Annotated in this window: 16 protein-coding genes; 10 read left to right on the top strand and 6 right to left on the bottom strand. The window is 44.4% G+C overall.

Annotated features, from left to right (window positions below):
- Positions 1–414: 414 nt before the first annotated feature.
- Together FHS86_RS12460 and FHS86_RS12455 are read right to left on the bottom strand one after the other, a co-directional pair.
- Positions 415–801: an HU family DNA-binding protein gene (locus tag FHS86_RS12460; protein WP_429414007.1), complete on the bottom strand. Its 387-nt coding sequence runs from the start codon at positions 799–801 to the stop codon at positions 415–417.
- Between the two features lie 363 nt (positions 802–1,164).
- Positions 1,165–2,373, bottom strand: a complete 1,209-nt coding sequence (locus FHS86_RS12455; protein WP_429414004.1) for a hypothetical protein — start codon at positions 2,371–2,373, stop codon at positions 1,165–1,167.
- A gap of 492 nt (positions 2,374–2,865) precedes the next feature.
- Between FHS86_RS12455 and katG the strand changes: the two genes are divergently transcribed.
- Positions 2,866–5,073 (top strand): catalase/peroxidase HPI, encoded by a 2,208-nt coding sequence (gene katG / locus FHS86_RS12450; protein ID WP_429414001.1) that lies wholly within the window; start codon positions 2,866–2,868, stop codon positions 5,071–5,073.
- A gap of 46 nt (positions 5,074–5,119) precedes the next feature.
- Here the strand turns inward: katG and FHS86_RS12445 are convergent, their stop codons facing one another.
- The gene (locus FHS86_RS12445) at positions 5,120–6,478 is read right to left on the bottom strand and encodes an NAD-dependent succinate-semialdehyde dehydrogenase (RefSeq protein WP_429413998.1); all 1,359 of its coding nucleotides are present in this window, start codon (positions 6,476–6,478) and stop codon (positions 5,120–5,122) included.
- A gap of 112 nt (positions 6,479–6,590) precedes the next feature.
- Between FHS86_RS12445 and FHS86_RS12440 the strand changes: the two genes are divergently transcribed.
- Positions 6,591–7,724: an IS4 family transposase gene (locus tag FHS86_RS12440; protein WP_429413995.1), complete on the top strand. Its 1,134-nt coding sequence runs from the start codon at positions 6,591–6,593 to the stop codon at positions 7,722–7,724.
- Between the two features lie 248 nt (positions 7,725–7,972).
- Here FHS86_RS12440 and gpmI read toward each other — a convergent pair whose 3' ends face one another.
- The gene (gpmI, locus tag FHS86_RS12435; protein WP_429413992.1) at positions 7,973–9,478 is read right to left on the bottom strand and encodes a 2,3-bisphosphoglycerate-independent phosphoglycerate mutase; all 1,506 of its coding nucleotides are present in this window, start codon (positions 9,476–9,478) and stop codon (positions 7,973–7,975) included.
- Positions 9,479–9,930: 452 nt separating this feature from the next.
- On the opposite strand from gpmI, the gene FHS86_RS12430 reads away from it, so the two are divergent.
- From FHS86_RS12430 to FHS86_RS12410, 5 genes are all read left to right on the top strand, one after another.
- Complete coding sequence (locus FHS86_RS12430) at positions 9,931–10,269, top strand: hypothetical protein (RefSeq protein ID WP_429413989.1); 339 nt, start codon at positions 9,931–9,933, stop codon at positions 10,267–10,269.
- 339 nt (positions 10,270–10,608) lie between these two features.
- Positions 10,609–10,950, top strand: a complete 342-nt coding sequence (locus FHS86_RS12425; RefSeq protein WP_429413987.1) for a thioredoxin family protein — start codon at positions 10,609–10,611, stop codon at positions 10,948–10,950.
- A 3-nt stretch (positions 10,951–10,953) separates the two neighbouring features.
- A complete protein-coding gene (locus FHS86_RS12420) occupies positions 10,954–11,538 on the top strand; it encodes a glutaredoxin family protein (protein WP_429413984.1) in 585 nt (194 codons plus the stop codon).
- A 4-nt stretch (positions 11,539–11,542) separates the two neighbouring features.
- Positions 11,543–12,031 carry a thioredoxin family protein gene (locus FHS86_RS12415; RefSeq protein WP_429413981.1) on the top strand — a complete coding sequence of 163 codons (489 nt, stop codon included), beginning with the start codon at positions 11,543–11,545 and terminating at the stop codon, positions 12,029–12,031.
- Positions 12,032–12,042: 11 nt separating this feature from the next.
- On the top strand, positions 12,043–12,330 hold the full coding sequence (locus tag FHS86_RS12410) for a co-chaperone GroES (protein WP_429413978.1): 288 nt from the start codon (positions 12,043–12,045) through the stop codon (positions 12,328–12,330).
- An 87-nt stretch (positions 12,331–12,417) separates the two neighbouring features.
- Here the strand turns inward: FHS86_RS12410 and FHS86_RS12405 are convergent, their stop codons facing one another.
- Together FHS86_RS12405 and FHS86_RS12400 are read right to left on the bottom strand one after the other, a co-directional pair.
- Positions 12,418–13,050: a LysE family transporter gene (locus tag FHS86_RS12405; protein ID WP_429413975.1), complete on the bottom strand. Its 633-nt coding sequence runs from the start codon at positions 13,048–13,050 to the stop codon at positions 12,418–12,420.
- Positions 13,047–13,439, bottom strand: a complete 393-nt coding sequence (locus FHS86_RS12400; protein ID WP_429413972.1) for a (deoxy)nucleoside triphosphate pyrophosphohydrolase — start codon at positions 13,437–13,439, stop codon at positions 13,047–13,049. The genes FHS86_RS12405 and FHS86_RS12400 overlap by 4 nt, the downstream gene beginning before the upstream one ends.
- 159 nt (positions 13,440–13,598) lie before the next feature.
- Between FHS86_RS12400 and FHS86_RS12395 the strand changes: the two genes are divergently transcribed.
- The 3 genes from FHS86_RS12395 to purD are packed head-to-tail and all read left to right on the top strand — an operon-like array spanning position 13,599 to position 18,723.
- A complete protein-coding gene (locus FHS86_RS12395) occupies positions 13,599–16,673 on the top strand; it encodes a glycosyltransferase family 117 protein (RefSeq protein WP_429413969.1) in 3,075 nt (1,024 codons plus the stop codon).
- Positions 16,674–16,723: 50 nt separating this feature from the next.
- Positions 16,724–17,437: a polysaccharide deacetylase family protein gene (locus tag FHS86_RS12390; protein WP_429413966.1), complete on the top strand. Its 714-nt coding sequence runs from the start codon at positions 16,724–16,726 to the stop codon at positions 17,435–17,437.
- Positions 17,438–17,451: 14 nt separating this feature from the next.
- Complete coding sequence (purD, locus tag FHS86_RS12385; protein WP_429413964.1) at positions 17,452–18,723, top strand: phosphoribosylamine--glycine ligase; 1,272 nt, start codon at positions 17,452–17,454, stop codon at positions 18,721–18,723.
- Positions 18,724–18,809 lie beyond the last annotated feature (86 nt).

Below are 18,809 nucleotides of genomic sequence, written 5' to 3'. Positions count from 1 at the left end.
AGCTGAGCTACCTCGCCATTTCTATTATTTCAATTCTAACTTTGTTTTGACGGGCTTTAACTGTCGACCTTCCCGGTTATAAACCGGGACGCTCTAGGCAGCTGAGCTACCTCGCCATTTCTATTATTTCAATTCTAACTTTGTTTTGGCGGGCTTTCACTGTCGACCTTCCCGGTTATAAACCGGGACGCTCTAAGCAGCTGAGCTAGCTCGCCATTAATTCAAGTTGTACTACCTGCTCTTTTCTTAAGAGCGGTGCAAATATAGAGGTTTTTCTTTTTTTTCATAAATTATTTTCTTCTTTTTTCGCCCTATTCAAAATGAAACGACGAAGCACCCCAATACCAGGCCGATGCGCTGCCTTTTTTACCTGGGCGAAGAGAAATAGCCTTCAGAGGCCTGGCATCAGAATGCTTACTTTACTTTCTCAAATTTTACATTTTTCAACTGTTCTTTAATTTGCTTGTCGGGCCGGAAACTGATGCGTAACTCCCTGATGTTTTTTGCTGTTACTGCCTCAGGGGTGTCGCTGGTGTTTACTTTGGCATGCAGGCGAAAGGTTCCCAGTTCGTCGAGCTTCACCGTCTTTCCGTCGGTCAGCAGCCGGGGAATCAAATCGACCAGGCCTCTTACAATCAGGTAAACATCGGCCTGGCTGGCTGTCGACCAGCTTTGCAATATGCGGGCTACTTCCCGCAGTGTGATCTGTTCTGAACCGCTTAGTTTGGGAAACCAGAGTTGTTGGCCGCTTCTGCCTTCTCCGGGACGATAGGTCGAAACAATTTTGTATTTAAGTGCCATGATCGGTGGTATTTGGATAAGACCTTATGGAGTATTAAGGTGCAGTAATTTACAAAATAAGGCGCATTAAAAGAACAAATAAGGCGCATTAATTTGAAAGCAACTTAGATTCTTTTACTGTAAAGGTCTTGTCCTTTCAATTATTTCCTTTGGTGTATTTTGTAAGTGAAAGCCTGACTATTCATACCTCAAACGCTCTGTCGGATTCCTCGTGGCTGCTTTCCACGACTGGAACGAAACAGTAAGCAAGGCAATGCTCAGCGCCACCACTTTAAGCTGCATAATCAGGTCATTGGTAGCGCAGCGAAGCAATCTTTACTCAAGCGAACAATGTTGAAGCTGAATTAAGATAACAGCGCTTTTTTATTTTTGAATTTCCAGGTACTTCGCAAGCGCGTCGGCACAATGGATGAAATGGTTATCATTTCCGGAAAAATATTTGCTTATTCCGAATAAATCGCCACAACCAGCCTGGCAAAAGACAGTTTTTAGTTTTTCATTCTGTTCAATGTCCGAATTAATGAACACTTTGAGTGTATCGATGCCAAAGTACTTCTTATCTTCCTTTTGAATGCCCAGCTGGTTTTCCAACATTTTTCCCTCGGGAGTACCGTTGTTGGTTAGAAAAAGAAAGGTTCGAATGAGCAGCTTATCTTCGATGATCGTTGCTTTAAAATAGCCTAGTTTAACCGAATCGTATTTACAGGCCAGAAGAAAACTATTTCCTCCGGCCGGATAGGCTTCACATTGAAGAATAGCATTGGTTATCAGAAAAAAGTGAATGGTATGAAGTACATCTCCCAGGCGTTCTTTAATACGGTCAAGTGCATGTTTTTGGATGTAAACCTTCAATGGAAGATTTTTCATACGACCATGCTTCCCCAGCCTACCCGGTGTAAGCGACAACCAGGTTATACCATCTTTTGTCCCATAGCCAAGTCTGAAGATGCGTCGTTTCTTTCCGTCTATTTCCAGAATTTCAGACGGCGTCTTTTCGTGGTGTACAACATAGTGATTGAAAAACAAGGATTTATTGTTCCAATCATTGTTTTCGAAGGGATTAATCCATGCAATGATCTCCAACACGTTGGTAATACTCCAGGCTATACGTTCTATCTTCTTGTAAAACATTTCGTAGGCAGCCAGCCGTTTAGTATCATAACCATTGGTGAAAATGGGAAATCGTTCGATAAACTTTGCTGCATGGGGAAACGATTCTTTGTTTGTATTTCTCCAGAACACGAAAATTGTTTCAATTAAAGTGTAAAAATCGTACAAATTGACCATGGTATTTTCGTTGTCAATGGCAACCATGGTTTTTTTGAGTATCGTTGTAAGATGGTCGTTGACTTGCCTGGAAAATATGTTTGTTGATTCCGCGAATTCTAGTTTGAACGGGCGCATGCGCGCAAGATAAATTAATTCAATTTCCAGATGACCGAGCAGGTGATAGGCCGGCTCACTGGCGATACCATCCATCACCGTGTGTATTCTTTCCAAATAAAGGTTTTTCCGGTGAGCTTGCTCCTGTTTAATTTGCTGGGGGCTTTTCCCTTTATTTCTTTTCTTCATTGAGTTAACAATCGCTTTATTCAGGGAAGTATAAAATTAAGAAAAAAAGGAATTCTCATTGACCAATTATTGTAATTAAAAGCAGCGACTACAAGCTTAGTATCAAGACAATCTATCGCTGGTATTTGCAGTATAGTAGTTTGTAACAGTATGGGGTGTATAATAAATATACAGTTACTGTAAAGGAAGTTGAGTATGAAGTATTTTTACAATGAAATATTAAAATTCAATGGATTAACTATTTGATTGAGTTGTGATTGAAGTATTATTTAAAAAGAAGTTTCATGGCATCCAATGCTTCGTTTATTTAAGATTCGAGATTATCTGGACTAAGTCTGAAGCAAGCCTGAAACGATGCTGTAATTTTTTTGGGATTCACTAAATGTGTTCGATACAAAACAACAAAACCGGTATTCTGCTTGTTATTTAACATGTTAACTTTTTGGTCTAAATCAGTTTATAAGTCAAAAACTAAAAATAAAACACGTTTATATGGAAAATAATTCAGAGAATGCCAGCAAATGCCCGGTAACCGGAGCAAGTGGAAAACACAGTCATGGCGGAGGCGGAACCAAAAACCGCGATTGGTGGCCCAAGCAGTTAAAAATGAATATTCTTCGGCAGTATTCTTCCTTGTCGAACCCAATGGAAAAGGATTTCAATTACGTCGAAGCATTCAAAAGCCTCGATTATAAAGCACTGAAAGAAGATTTGCACCGATTGATGACCGACTCACAGGAGTGGTGGCCTGCCGACTTCGGGCATTATGGTCCCTTGTTTATACGCATGGCCTGGCACAGTGCCGGAACCTACCGTACCGGCGACGGACGCGGTGGTGGCGGCTTGGGGCAGCAACGTTTTGCCCCGCTGAACAGCTGGCCCGACAATGTCAACCTCGACAAGGCCCGTCGTTTGTTGTGGCCCATCAAGCAGAAGTATGGAAAGAACATATCATGGGCCGACCTGATGATTCTTGCAGGCAATGTTGCCCTGGAATCGATGGGATTCAGAACCTTCGGCTTTGCAGGCGGGCGTGAAGACGTATGGGAGCCCGCAGAAGATGTTGACTGGGGAACTGAAAGCGAATGGCTGAAAAACGACGATCGCGATCTGGACCTGAAGAAAATGGACAATCCGCTGGCGGCCATTCAAATGGGACTTATTTATGTAAATCCCGAAGGTCCCGATGGAAAGCCCGATCCGGTGGCAGCTGCAAAAGACATTCGTGAAACCTTTGCCCGTATGGCCATGAACGACGAAGAAACCGTGGCCCTGATTGCCGGTGGACATACCTTTGGAAAGACCCACGGTGCTGGCGATGCTGCGCATGTTGGACCTGAACCCGAAGCAGCACCCCTTGAGGAAATGGGACTTGGCTGGAAAAGCTCGTTCGGAAGCGGAAAGGGGGGTGATACCATCAGTAGTGGACTGGAAGTGATATGGACCCAGACCCCGGTGAAGTGGAGTTATTATTTCTTTAAAAACCTGTTTGAATACGAGTGGGAGCTGACCAAGAGTCCGGCTGGTGCTTATCAGTGGGAGGCTAAAAATGCAGGGGCGGAGATGCCCGATGCACACGACCCGTCGAAAAAGCACAAGCCCACCATGCTTACCACCGACCTGTCGCTGCGTTTCGATCCCGCCTATGAAAAGATCTCAAGGCGTTTCTATGAGCATCCGCTGGAATTTGCCGATGCCTTTGCCCGCGCCTGGTTCAAACTGACCCACCGCGACATGGGACCCAAGTCGCGTTACCTGGGGCCCGAAGTTCCCGCCGAAGACCTGATCTGGCAGGATCCGATTCCGGCAGTCAACCACAGCCTGATCGATGACGACGATATGGAGCATTTGAAGCACAAAGTACTGAAGTCTGGCTTGTCGGTATCCGAACTGGTCTCAACAGCCTGGGCTTCGGCTTCAACTTTCAGAGGCTCCGATAAACGGGGTGGTGCCAACGGTGCACGCATCAGGCTGACACCGCAAAAAGACTGGGAAGTAAATAATCCTGAGCAGCTTTCGAAAGTGCTTAAAGCGCTTGAAGCCATACAGGAGGAATTTAACAGTGCTCAAAAAGGAAATAAGCAGGTCTCGCTTGCCGACCTGATCGTTTTGGCCGGCTGTGCTGCGGTGGAAAAAGCAGCCAAAGAGGGCGGGGTTAAAATCACGGTTCCCTTTACGCCCGGACGCATGGATGCTTCTCAGGAACAAACCGATGTGGAAGCCTTTGAAGTACTGGAACCGGTTGCTGATGGTTTCCGCAACTATCTTAAAAAGAAATATTCCATTCCAACAGAACATTTACTGGTCGATAAAGCCCAGTTGCTCACACTCACTGCCCCTGAACTCACCGTGCTCATGGGAGGTATGCGGGTACTGAATACCAACTACGATGGATCAAACCACGGAGTATTCACTGACAATCCCGGAGTGTTAAGTAACGATTTCTTTGTGAATGTGCTCGATATGAATGTTGAATGGAGGCCCAATTCCGATTCGGAAGAATGTTTCGACGGCATTGACCGTAAAAGCGGAAAGCTGAAGTGGACGGGTACCCGGGTTGATCTGGTATTTGGATCGAATTCCGAACTGAGGGCCTTGTCTGAAGTGTATGCAAGCAGCGATGCCAACGAGAAATTTATAAGCGACTTTGTGGCGGCGTGGAACAAGGTGATGAACCTTGACCGTTTCGACCTGAAGTAGTTGATGCCATTGGTAATTGGAAAGGTGGGGCGTTGGTCCCACCTTTTTATTTCACCCAAATGCTTTTGATGTTGCAAAACTCTTTGATGCCGTAATGAGACAGTTCGCGGCCAAACCCCGAGTTTTTAATTCCACCAAAGGGTAAACGTGGATCAGATTTTACCAAGCCGTTCACAAAAACAGCACCGGCTTCTATTTGGCGTGCAAGTCGTTCACCGCGCTCAATGTTGTTGGTCCATATGGCAGCGCCCAGGCCAAACAAACTGTCGTTGGCCACTTTGATGGCTTCCTCTTCGTTTTTTACAACAGTGGCTGCTATTACCGGGCCAAAAGTCTCGAATTTAAATACGGGCATGTCGCGACTTACACCTGACAACAGGGTAATTGGATAGAAACAACTTTCGTCCTTAGTGCCATGTGCGCCCACTTCAATTTTAGCACCCATTTTTACTGAAGCGCTGATTTGTTGCTGGATGTCGTCGACAAAATTTCGTGCTGCCAAAGGAGCCAGCAGGGTATTTCTGTTCATCGGATCGCCGGGCTGGTAGCGCTCCATTTCAATTTTCATTTTAGCCAGCCATTCATCGGCAACACTTTCCACCACAATGAAGCGTTTCGCAGCAATACAGGTTTGCCCCGAGGTGAGCATCCGGCTTTGCACACCCACACGAACGGCCTCATCCAAATTGGCATCTTCGAGGATAAGGCAGGGATCGGAGCCTCCCAGTTCGAGCACCGATTTTTTCAGATATTTACCCGCTGCAGCAGCCACTTTTCGTCCGGCTTCTTCGCTGCCCGTTAAAGTTACCGCCCGCACCTTCGGATTGGCAATCACGGCCTCCACTTTGGGTGAGCCAATCACCAGGGTTCGGAAGATATTTTCGGGAAAGCCGGCTTCTTTAAAAACTTTTTCGATGGCCAAAGCACAGCCCTGCACATTCGAGGCATGTTTGAGTAAACCGGCATTCCCGGCCATTAAGGCAGGAGCAGCAAAACGGAACACCTGCCAGAAGGGGTAGTTCCAGGGCATCACTGCCAGTACCGGTCCGATGGGTTGAAACACCGCCATACTTTTTTGTCCGTCGGTTTCGATGGCTTCATCGGCCAGCATGGTTTCGGCCTGTTCGGCATAATAATCGCAAACCCAGGCACATTTTTCCACCTCGGCTTCGGCTTCGGCAATGCGCTTGCCCATTTCAGCAGTAATTAAAATTGCCAGTTCTTCCTTTTTCGTTCGCAAAACCTTAGCAGCCTTCTCCATTAAAGTGGCACGATGAGCAAAGCTTGTTTCCTTCCAGCGTTGCCAGGCTTCGTAATTCAAATCAATGATTGCAGCAACATCTTCGGCTGTCATTTCGGTATATTCAGCCAGGAGCTGATTGTTGTATGGATTAATGGATTTCATAAGCTGTATTGGTTTTTGTTAAGCTTTGAAGTAAAAATCTTACTACATGACAAAAATATAAATAGCTGATTATCAGCAAAATAACTGTTGAAATATTTGTTTAAAACTCTGAATGTCAGTATCTTACAAGAAATTACCACACTTCGAAGTAAGAGTCATGACATCCAGAGTTGAGCATAAAAATAGTGATTTAGTTTCCATTTTCCATAAACAATCAGGTTGGAATCTGGCACGTGTTAAGTTCTTTGTTTTAATGATCAGTGCGCTCTGTAAAGTGCAAACGGTTGGTTTTGAGAAGTTGGCTTCAGCATTTGATTCTCATGCCAGTACGAGTTCGTCTTTGCGCAGGATTCAACGTTTTATGGCCGATTATATTCTCGATGCCGATTTAATAGCACGATTGATTTTCAGATTATTGCCACACAAACCACCTTTCCGGCTGGCAATGGACAGGACAAACTGGAAGTTCGGACAGCAAAATATCAATGTACTGGTAATTGCAATCGTTTATCAGGGAGTAGCGTTCCCATTGTTGTTTAAGTTGTTGCCCAAATTTGGCAATTCAAACACCAGTGAACGCATTGAATTGGTTGAACGCTATATCCGCCTCTTTGGCAGAGAAACTCTGGAGTGTTTGACTGCCGATCGTGAGTTTGTAGGTGAAAGGTGGATCAAATATCTGAATGATAGAAAAATTCGATACCACATCCGTATCCGTGAGAACTTTTGGGTATTGCAGCCACACAATGGAAAACAGGTTAAAGCCAGTTGGATGTTTGCCGATTTACCAATGAACGGGTGCCGGGTGAACCACCGGATTGTTTATTTGAACAACCAGCTTTGTTACCTTTCGGCATCGAAAGGAAAAGGCAAAGATGGCAAGCCTGAATTACAGATCATTATTTCATTCAACAAACCAGAAGAAGCACTTGAGGTTTACAAAGAACGATGGCAGATTGAAACTGCATTTAGGGCTTTGAAAACAAGTGGGTTTAATATTGAAGATACTCACTTGTCAGATATAGAGCGCATTGAAAAATTGTTTGCATTGGTAATAGTAGCCTTTACCTGGGCATACCTGGTCGGAGATTTTTTAGACAAATATATCAAGCCAATCCCAATCAAAAAGCATGGGAAAAGAGCGAAAAGCCTATTCAAACATGGTTTAACTTATATTGCAACAGTACTGTTAAATGCTTATTTTCAAGATGATATTGGAATTTATAAATTTTTGTCATGTACTTAGAGTAAAAATACAAAAAGGAAGGTAGAAGAAGATAATGAAATTCATGTGTTAGAGAACTTTTATCAAACAGATATGATCAAGCGAACACATTATAAGCATTTTAGAAACAGGATTGAGGATCAACGTTTGTTCATCCAATTGCTTACCGGACCACGTCAGCTTGGTAAAACAACACTAATTAAAATTAGAAAGCCCGACAGGCACGAGGCTGTCAGGCTTTGAAAATATCAATTCAATTCAGTACAATACTAAACAAGCACTTTTCCGGTCATTTCGGGTGGAATGACCAGTCCCATTATTTTCAGCAGGGTAGGAGCCACATCGGCCAGTACACCATCGCTGATTTTGCCTTCCCGGTTGTCGGTCACCCAGATGCAGGGTACCGGGTTGAGCGAGTGGGCTGTGTTGGGTGAACCGTCTTCATTCACTGCATTGTCGGCATTTCCATGGTCGGCAATGATGAGCACGTCGTAGCCTCCTTTTTTGGCTGCGGTCACCACATCCTTCACACAATCGTCGACTGCAACAACTGCCTTGTAGATTGCATCGTAAACGCCGGTATGGCCTACCATGTCGCCATTGGCAAAATTAAGACAAACAAAGTCGGCAGTGGCATTTTCGAGTTCGGGAACAATGGCATCGCGGATGTCGTAGGCACTCATTTCGGGCTTCAGGTCGTAGGTCGGTACTTTGGGCGAAGGACACAAGATGCGTTTTTCACCTGGGAACTCCAGTTCGCGACCTCCCGAGAAAAAGAAGGTTACGTGCGCATATTTTTCAGTTTCGGCAATTCTGATTTGCTTCAGGCCTGCCTTCGATACCACTTCACCCATGGTATTGGTCACCTTGTCTTTCGTAAAAATAACATTAATGTTTTTGAAGTCGGCCTTGTATTCAGTCATGGTATACCATTGAAGGTCCTGGATTTGCATGCCAAATTGTGGCAGGTTTTCCTGGGTAAAGGCAATGGTTGCCTGACGCAGCCGGTCGGTACGGAAGTTGAAGCAGATGACCACGTCACCTTTTTCGAAGGTAGCCAGTGGCTGGTCGTTCTCGTCGGTCATTACAATGGGCTTCATGAACTCATCGGTAATTTCCTGCTCATAGTAATTTTTGATGGAAGCCAGCAGGTCGGTGCTTTTTTCGCCTTTGCCTTCGAGCCAGAGGTCGTAGGCAAGCTTCATGCGATCGTAATTCTTATCACGGTCCATACCGAAATACCGACCAATGATGGAAGCAAAGCGGGCGTTGGTGCTTTCGAGTGCCTTCAGGTCGCTTTCAATAAAGCCGTAGCCCGAGCGCGGATCGGTGTCGCGACCATCGGTAAGTCCGTGTACAAAAACTTTTTCAAGTCCCATTTCTGTGGCAATCTGGCTAAGCGCAATCATATGGGTACTGAGTGCATGTACCCCGCCAGGTCCGATAAGGCCAACCAGATGAACCTGTTTGTTATTCTCTTTGGCGTAAGTGTACGCTTTTACTATTTGTGGATGTTGCCACATACTGCGGTCTTTAATGGCCCTGGTTATTTTTACCATGTCCTGATAGAGTACCCTTCCGGCTCCCAGGTTCAGGTGGCCAACTTCCGAATTTCCCATTTGTCCGTCAGGCAGTCCAACGTGTTCTCCGCTGGCCAGAAGTTGTGAGTGAGGGTATTCTTCAAAAAGTGAATCCATGAAGGGGGTGGGCGCTGTTTTTACAATGTCGCCATTGTCACCATTGCCAATGCCCCATCCGTCAAGGATCATCAACATTGTTTTCTTAGTTTCTGTCATATTGTTTCGAATTATTCTTTAACTAATGTAAGTGTTGCAAAATTATCAGTTTTACAACAACAAAAAAACACAAGCTTTTGATTTCGAGTAAATTTAATTTTCTATTAATTCGCAGCGATGTAAAAACTAATGCTTAATTAGTAGTTCATGTTATTGACTTTGTCGAAAAAAAATGAAACCTTTCCTCCCTGTTTGAATGTACTGATAAGTAACAATGAATTTTTGAAAACGATTCAAACTGAAAGCATTATTGGGCATGATTGAAGTTTTTTCGAAAAATAGTGATGAAAAGGTAACTAAGATGTGGAGGTTAGCAAAAGTTTTGTATTTTTCCCCGGTTATCAGAAATGCAGGGGTGTTAGCCTAAAGTGTTGTGTGTGAAATAGTATTGTGTTGAAGTTGTAATTCCTAACCGAAAAAGAGATTTTAAAATGAACAGTTCAAAGCCAAGGGTGATTAAAGATTACGATAAGTTACCGGTGGAAATTCAGGAACAGATTAAGCTGGAGTATCCATATGGTTTTAGTGACAGCCTGATCACCTTTTCCAATAAGGACGGGTTGCTGGTAAGTGCTTTACCCTTTGAAACCGAAGACCGCTATTACATGGTTCGGATGACAGTAAGTGAAGCCGTGAAGATTGTTGAGGATGATGAAGATTTTGATGCCGATGGAACACTTAAAGAAGGCATTCGGGAAGAATATGAAAGTAAGTACACCGATGAAGATCTTGAGGATGTTGCTGATGATGAAAGTGTTTTTGATGAATAAAAAAACATGGCTTTCTAAAGATTTAGAAAGCCATGATCAATTCAATCGTTTTCCCCTTTGAATGATAGTCAGTTAATTATTCAACCCTCTCACTGTATCCATCATAAAAAACTTCAGCCGTTTGGTTAAGAACTAATAATTCCTCAACTTATTCTTCTTAACACTACAAAAGTAAATGCTTACTTGTCAGTAGCCAAACATCCTTTCTATACAATATCTATACCTTGTCTATTTTTCTTCCGCTTTATGCAATAATTAAGAAAAGTTAATATGTGACTTTTGTTACAGGCAATATTTGTTTTCCGTTCTACTTTCGTACAGTATTTTAAACCAAAAGCTATGTTGCATACGAACTTAGAGCATGTATTGTCGAAGGATGATTTTGAAAAACTGATTGGCGAAAACGAACAGGTAATGATTTGTTGTGGACGCATGGGCCCTATGTGTGTTCCTGTTTACGCTGCCATGTCGGAACTCGAAGCTGATTATCCCGATGTTGTATTTGCCGATATGGACTTCGATATTCCGGATGCCGGGCTTATACGTAATGCTCCTGAAGCCCGTGGTTTTATGGGGCTCCCTTTCACTTTTTACTACAAACACGGAGAAACTGTGAAAGCTACCAGCAGCATCCAGACGAAGGAACAAATCAAAGGAATTATCGATCAGTATTTTAGATAAGCCATGGTACATGAAGTTTTATCGTTGACTGAGCTCCGGAATATTTTGAGGGAGCAGCAAGCTGCTTATTTATTGCTCTACAAGAAGGGTGCTCAGCAGAGCGATTGTGCCCATCAACAATACCTGAAGGCAGCTGTTTCATTTAATGATAGTGCCTTGTTAAAAGCAGATGTGAGCAGGGTACGTGATATTCATCCCGAATATGGTGTGCAAACAGTACCTGTTTTGCTCGAATTTGAAGGGGGGCGGTTGAAAAACATGGTGAAGGGATGTCAGCAACACGATTTCTATTCCCGTTTGTTTACACACCGCTTTTTCATCACCGCAGCTGAAAAGCGTCAGCAAGCGGTGAACAGGGTGGTGGTGTATTCTACCCCCACGTGCAGCTGGTGTACAACCTTAAAACGTTATCTCGATGAGCACCGCATTGGCTACACCGATGTGGATGTGTCGAGCGATCAGCGAAAAGCTGAAGAAATGGTTAAGAAGAGCGGCCAGCAGGGGGTTCCGCAAACCGATATCAATGGAAGCATTGTTGTTGGATTTGACAAGACCAGAATAAATCAACTATTAAATATTAAAAATTAACGCGATGCGAAAAATGAAATTAGTATTGGCAGCATTAACTCTTTTGGTAAGTTTTCAGCTTGCAGCCGGAGTACCCGGGGCCAACAGCAAACAACCCAATGAGGAGAAAAGTGAAACTGCTGTAATAAAAATGACCAAAGCTGATTTTCTGGCCAAGGTGATGGATTATGAGAACAATCCTACAGAATGGGTCTTCAAGGGAGACAAGCCCTGTGTGATTGATTTCTATGCCGACTGGTGCGGACCATGTCGTATTACTTCACCTATTTTGGAAGAGCTGGCACAGGAGTACAAGGGAAAAATCAATATTTACAAGGTAAATGTCGATTACGAAAAGGAATTGTCGCAGGTATTTGGCATTTCAGGAATCCCTGCTTTTCTGTATTGTCCGATGGAAGGAAAACCCTCGATGACCTCAGGAATTGCCCGCGACAGAGATCAAACCAAGCAAATGTTTAAGGATAACATTGAGAAATTACTGTTAAATAAATAAGCGAATTTAAAATGAGAGAATTGCAACCCGTTAATCAAAATGTGCTGCTCGAGCTTCCCGAAGAGAAGTCGGAGCAGAAGACAGCTTCGGGTATCATTATTCCCGATTCGGCAAGAGAAAAGGAGAAGATAGCCCGGGTTGTTGCGTTAAGCAACATCGAAAACCCTGAGTTTTCGGCAGGCGACATGGTGCTTTACAAAGATTTTAGCGGTTCGGAGCTCAGCTTTGAAGGGAAGAAGTATTTATTCCTTCCCTATGGTGATGTTTTAGCCAAAGTGGTTGAAACAGAGTCGATCTGAAAGTGAAGCTGCCATTCAGACAATTATTAGTTGTTATTTTCATAACTCAAGTAGAAAGCTGTTCTGTTTAATTACAGAATGGCTTTTTTATTGTATTCTTAAAATGGCTGAGCCAAGCAGATAAAGCGAGAAGCCAACCAGAAAAGCAGCACAAATCCCAATCAGTATTCGGTATACCTTATCGGTAAAGAGTTGTTTCCCGTGTCCAACAGCCAATGAAATGGCACTGTACCAAATCAGGTCGCCCAGAAGGTGGCCTGCAAAAAAGAAAGCAATTCCGCTCATGCCCAGTTGTTGTGAATGAACGATGTAGCCAATCCCGATGGTTGCCCACCAGATGATCCAGTAGGGATTGGCCAGGCTCATTACAGCTCCCGTTACGATCAGGTTGTTTTTTGCACGTTGCTGCTTTTCGGGGTTGACCGACAGCACGGGAAGTGAGCGAAACATTCCCCAGGCCATCCACAGCATGACAGCACCACCTGCGAAAGCAGCGAGCATAAAAAATAAATTGTGTTTCAGTATGGGCCCCAAACCCAAAAGCAGTGCTACCAGCAGGAGCAGTTCAAGCAAGGCATGGCCGCTAATTAAAAGCGGACCTGCTTTAGGCCCCCGGTAAATGCTTTCGCTGATGGTTACAGTAAGCAGTGGGCCAGGCATCATGGCGCCCGAAAAGGCAAGCAACAGTGAAGTGAAGAAAATGCCAGCCAGTGAAATCATCCGATGTGTTCCCTGTTTAGTTTAAATAAGCGAAAATCGGCTGCCGACCACTTTAATTTTTCGAAATCGGCAGGTTTGATCCATCGTATGGCGTGGTGTTCATTCATGATAGGTTCATCTTCTGTAACTGCACACAGAAAGGGAATCAGCCTGATTCTGTTCCAGGGATAGTCGTGCTCAATTGCCTCAAGTTCTTTCCTGATTTCAACCGCTAAGCCCAGTTCTTCCTGAAGTTCACGCACAATGCATTCCTGCGGAGTTTCCCCGGCTTCCACCTTACCCCCCGGAAACTCCCACTCAAAAGGATGGAAACTTTCGGCACCCCGCTGGCATGCCAGTAGTTTTCCATTTTTGATTACAAGTGCGCAAGTTACATCGATGCGATTCATGTGTTCAAATTTAGTAATTTATGAGGTGCATAAAAAATCCTAAAAACAAGATTCTCATTAGAAAGACTAAAAAGATTCTGTTATATTCGCAACTTGTATTGTTTAGCAAGCCTTTAAAGTTGTATAATCTACTCAGCATTATCGAATAAAGTAAAACAAATGAACTACAAAAAACTAAACATCGTTGTCGGATGGATCACCTTTGCAGTTGCCGCCATAGTATATTTGATGACCATCGAACCTACCACCAGTTTCTGGGACTGTGGTGAGTTTATTACCACCGCTTTCAAACTGGAAGTAGGGCATCCTCCGGGGGCGCCTTTTTTTATGCTGATAGGACGATTCTTTACCCTGCTGGCTGGTCCTGACTTAGCCGCAGTTTCGATGAATGTGATGTCGGCACTGGCAAGTGCCTTTACCATACTCTTCCTGTTTTGGACCATCACCCATCTTACCCGCCGACTGATCAGCAACGATGAGCAGCCTTCGGCTGGTGAACTTATAGCCATTATGGGAAGTGGTGTTGTGGGTGCGCTTGCCTACACTTTCTCAGATACTTTCTGGTTCTCGGCAGTTGAGGCCGAAGTATATGCCACCTCCTCGTTGTTTACAGCCATGGTATTCTGGGCCATACTGAAATGGGAAAACATTGCCGACCAGCCTTATTCCAACCGCTGGCTTATTCTTATTTGTTACCTGGCAGGCCTTTCGGTAGGGGTGCATCTTTTGAACCTGTTGGCCATTCCTGCCATTGCTTTCATTTATTATTACAAGAAATACAAGGTGACGAATAAGGGCATTTTTGTTGCACTGGTTGTATCCGGCCTGATTTTGGGTCTGATTCTTTATGGAATTATCCCGGGTATTGTGAAGATCGCTTCGATTTTTGAACGCCTGCTGGTGAATGGAATGGGGGCGCCATTGCATAGTGGCAGTTTCCTTTTTATTGCCTTGCTGCTGGCTGCCATCGTGTATGGAATTTACATTACGCACAAAAAACAAATGGTATTGACCAATACTGTGATTGTCGGAATTACAGTGATTGTTATCGGTTTTTCAACGTACATGATCATTCCTATTCGTTCGAATGCCAACCTGCCAATGGACCAAAATAGTCCGAACAATGTTTTTGCCATGCTTTCCTACCTGAATCGGGAACAGTATGGCGATCGCCCGCTGGTACACGGTCAGCATTACAATTCACCGCTCGACAGTGACAATCCATACGTACACGATAAGAATGAGTACCGTGTAAAGGATGGCAAATATGTTCTTACCAACGAACGCCAGAAACCCAATTATGCCGATGAATTTTCCACTTTCTTCCCACGCATGTGGAGCAAGTCGGATCCTCGGCACATTGAAGCCTACAAACAGTGGGGCAATATTAAGGGAATGAGAATGACCTATCGGGGGCAGGGGGGCGAAACGGAGACCATTATGAAGCCCACTTTTGCCGAGAACCTGAGGTTCTTCTTCCGATATCAGGTTAATTTTATGTACTTCAGGTATTTCATGTGGAACTTTGCCGGAAGACAAAACGATATTCAGGGTCATGGCAATGTGGTTGACGGGAACTGGATCAGTGGTATCAAATTGATTGATGAAGCCCGTTTGGGTAATCAGGATAATTTGCCGGCAAAATATGCCGACAACCCCGGCAGGAACAGGTATTACTTCCTTCCCCTGCTGCTCGGAATTATAGGAATTTGGTTTCAATACAAAGCAGGTCGCCAGGGCAAACGCGATTTATGGGTCGTTTCCCTGCTCTTTATTCTAACAGGTATTGCCATTGTTGTTTATCTGAACCAGTATCCATACCAGCCGAGGGAACGTGACTATGCTTATGCCGGATCGTTTTATGCCTTCACCATTTGGATTGGACTGGGGGTTGCCGGGCTTTACAAAATGCTTAAAAAGCTTGCTCCCGAAACGGTGGCAGCGCTTACGGTTAGTGCCGTTTCGCTTTTGGCTGTGCCTGTACTGATGGCTGCTGAAAACTGGGATGATCATGATCGCTCAGGCCGAACCTCAGCCCGCGATTTTGGTTACAACTACCTGGCCAGTGTTGATGAACAGGGAATTGTTTTCACCAATGGCGACAACGATACCTATCCGCTCTGGTACAACCAGGAAGTGGAAGGTGTTGGAACCAGCAAGCGAGTTTGTAATCTTAGTTATTTCCAAACCGACTGGTATGTTAACCAAATGCAACGCAAAGCCTACGAGTCGGAGCCACTACCCATCAGCTTTGAATACGATCAGTATGTAATGGGTACGCGCGACATCGTGTACATCATGGAAGATCCCCGCCTTAAGGGAAAAAGCATAGAGCTCGGGAAAGCACTCGATTTTATCAAGGATGATGATCCGCGTACAAAGATTGCCCGTGCCGAAAATGCTTCCTACCTTCCTGTTCGCAGCCTTTACATGGTGGTCGACAAGGAAGCCGTAATAGCCAATGGCGTGGTAAGTCCCGAAGATTACGATCAGATCGTTGATACCATGCACATAGAGCTAAGTGGAAGCTATATTGCCAAAGATCAGCTGATGTTGCTCGACATGCTCTACCACAACAACTGGAAACGTGCCATGTATTTTGCAATTTCGGTTGGTTCAGATAAGTATTTGTCGCTCGACAAGTACTTTCGTCTCGAAGGTTTTACCTATCGTATTGTGCCGGTACTGGCCCAGGGTGATGGTTTTCAGCGGGGCTCGGTCGACACTGAACGAATGTATCAGAACCTGATGAATGAATTCAAATGGGGCAATGTAAATGCACCCGGTGTTTATGTCGACGAGAACAACCGTCGGATGCTGACCAATACCCGCAATAATTTCCAGCGACTGGCCGAAGCATTAATCCTTGAAGGAAAAACCGATTCGGCTATTCAGGTACTCGATCGCTGTATTGAAATGATACCAGCAGAGAAAGTACCTTACGATTATTTTGCACTTCAGGTGGCCAAAACCTATGTTGATGCCGGAGCCAAAGAGAAAGCTGCCATACTGATTGAGGACATGGCGGGTGATTTTGGTAGTGAACTTGAATATTATTTCAGTTTTGACAATGCGCTGTTTGCATCGCTTGAAAGTGAGGTTCGCAGCACACTCTTCTTTATGAATGAGCTCATGTCGATGGCTGGTAAGGTAGAAAATGAAAGCCTGCAGAACAGCATCAGAGAGCAGTTTGATTTGTATTATAATCAGTTGCTCACCCAACCGGCACGCTGATCGGGTAAATGAATCAGTTGATGAAGAGGAAATCTCCGAAAATAGCAGGAATGGAGCGATTAAAGAAGCTGAAAGTTCAGTTGCCTGAGTGGGTTACCCGGCTTTTCCCCGAAGCCATCTGGCGCATACCAACGGGTAAGAAAGTGCTTTATCTGACTTTCGACGATGGCCCGATTCCGGAGGTAACACCGCAGGTGCTTGCAATTCTGAAGGAAAAGGATATTAAAGCGACCTTCTTTTGTGTGGGTGAAAACGTTGGTCGTTATCCCGAACTCTTCAAACAAATAAAAGCCGAAGGACACAGTGTGGGGAATCATACCCACAATCACCTGCAGGGCATAAAACACAGTACCCCAAAGTACCTTTCAAATATTGAAAAGGCGAACGAACTAATCGGGTCAAACCTTTTTCGTCCGCCACATGGTTTGTTGAGGCGCATGCAGTATCATGCCATTGTGAAACGCTACAAGCTGATCATGTGGGATGTGATTAGTTGTGATTATGATCCGGAATTAAGTCCGGAGCAATGTTACAAAAATGTAGTGGAACATGTCAGCGATGGTTCAATCATTACTTTTCACGATTCGCTAAAGGCTGAAAAGAATGTTCTCGAAGCATTACCCCGTGTAATCGACGATCTTGCACTTGAGGGTTATTCTTTCCGGAAGATTGAATTCCCGAAACTTTATCCGCTGAAATCGAACCTCTTCGACCGGGTACTGCACATGCGGGAAAACATCAATAAGTTACTTAAAGGAGCATAAAATATTTCTTAATCATGAAAATTTTAATCGTTGGATCGGGTGGTCGTGAGCATGCTTTGGGATGGAAAATTCAACAAAGCCCCAAAGTTGAACAACTTTATTTTGCACCCGGGAATGCCGGAACCAAAACACTTGGAATTAATCTCAGTGTAAATGTTTCCGACTTCGAAGGTTTAAAAAAGGAAGTGATCAGCAAGCAAATCGACATGGTGCTGGTTGGTCCGGAAGTTCCACTGGTAGAAGGAATCAGCGACTACTTTGCTGCTGATGCTGATCTGAACACCATTCCGGTAATTGGACCATCAAAGGCAGGAGCGCTGCTTGAGGGCAGTAAGGACTTTGCCAAGGAGTTCATGGAGCGTCATAAGATACCAACAGCGCGTTACCAGACATTTACCGCAGGAGAGACAGACAAGGCGGCTTCGTTTATGAAGACCCTTCAGCCACCCTATGTGCTTAAGGCCGATGGTTTGGCTGCCGGCAAAGGAGTATTGATTATCGATAGCTTTGATGATGCCATGGCCGAGCTCAGTGAAATGCTGGATGGTAAGTTTGGTGTAGCCAGTAATAAGGTGGTCATTGAAGAGTTTCTGTCGGGAATCGAATTGTCGGTTTTTGTACTTACGGATGGCATAAATTACAAAATTCTTCCCGAAGCCAAAGATTACAAACGTATTGGAGAGGGAGATACCGGACTCAATACCGGAGGTATGGGTGCTGTTTCACCGGTTCCCTTTGCCGGCAGCGAGTTCATGCAAAAGGTGGAAGAACGAATCATTAAGCCAACCATCGAAGGACTTCAGAAAGATCAGATAGCCTACAAAGGATTTGTCTTTCTGGGTTTAATCAAGGTAAACGACGATCCTTACGTTATTGAATACAATGTGCGAATGGGCGATCCTGAAACCGAGGCGGTGATGCTAAGGGTAAAAAGCGACTTTGTCGACTTGCTCGAAGGAGTAGCCAACAATGAGCTCGACCAAAAAGAACTTGTTTTTGATGAACGTACCGCCGTAACGGTGGTATTGGTTTCGGGTGGTTATCCCGGGCATTACGAAAAGGGAAAAACCATTTATGGTATGGATAAAGTTAACGGCAGCATTGTATTTCATGCAGGGACCGACAGCCTTAATGGCGATGTGGTAAGCAATGGCGGAAGGGTGCTTGCCGTAAGTTCTTATGGTAAAAACATGCAGGATGCACTTGATCAATCCTACAGAAATGCCGACGAAATTGTTTTTGAAGGAAAGTACTTCAGACGTGATTTAGGCTTCGATCTGAAATAAGTGCGACTTCTTTACAGAAATAGGAATGAGCAGAAATTTCAAACATTTCTGCTCGTTTTTGTTTAACTTTCAGCACAAACCAGTTG

The sequence above is a fragment of the Roseimarinus sediminis genome (assembly GCF_050433125.1).
Classification (GTDB): Bacteria; Bacteroidota; Bacteroidia; order Bacteroidales; family Prolixibacteraceae; genus Roseimarinus; species Roseimarinus sediminis.
The sequence above is the reverse complement of the archived record's forward strand: the minus strand, read 5'-3'. Positions and strand labels throughout refer to the sequence as shown.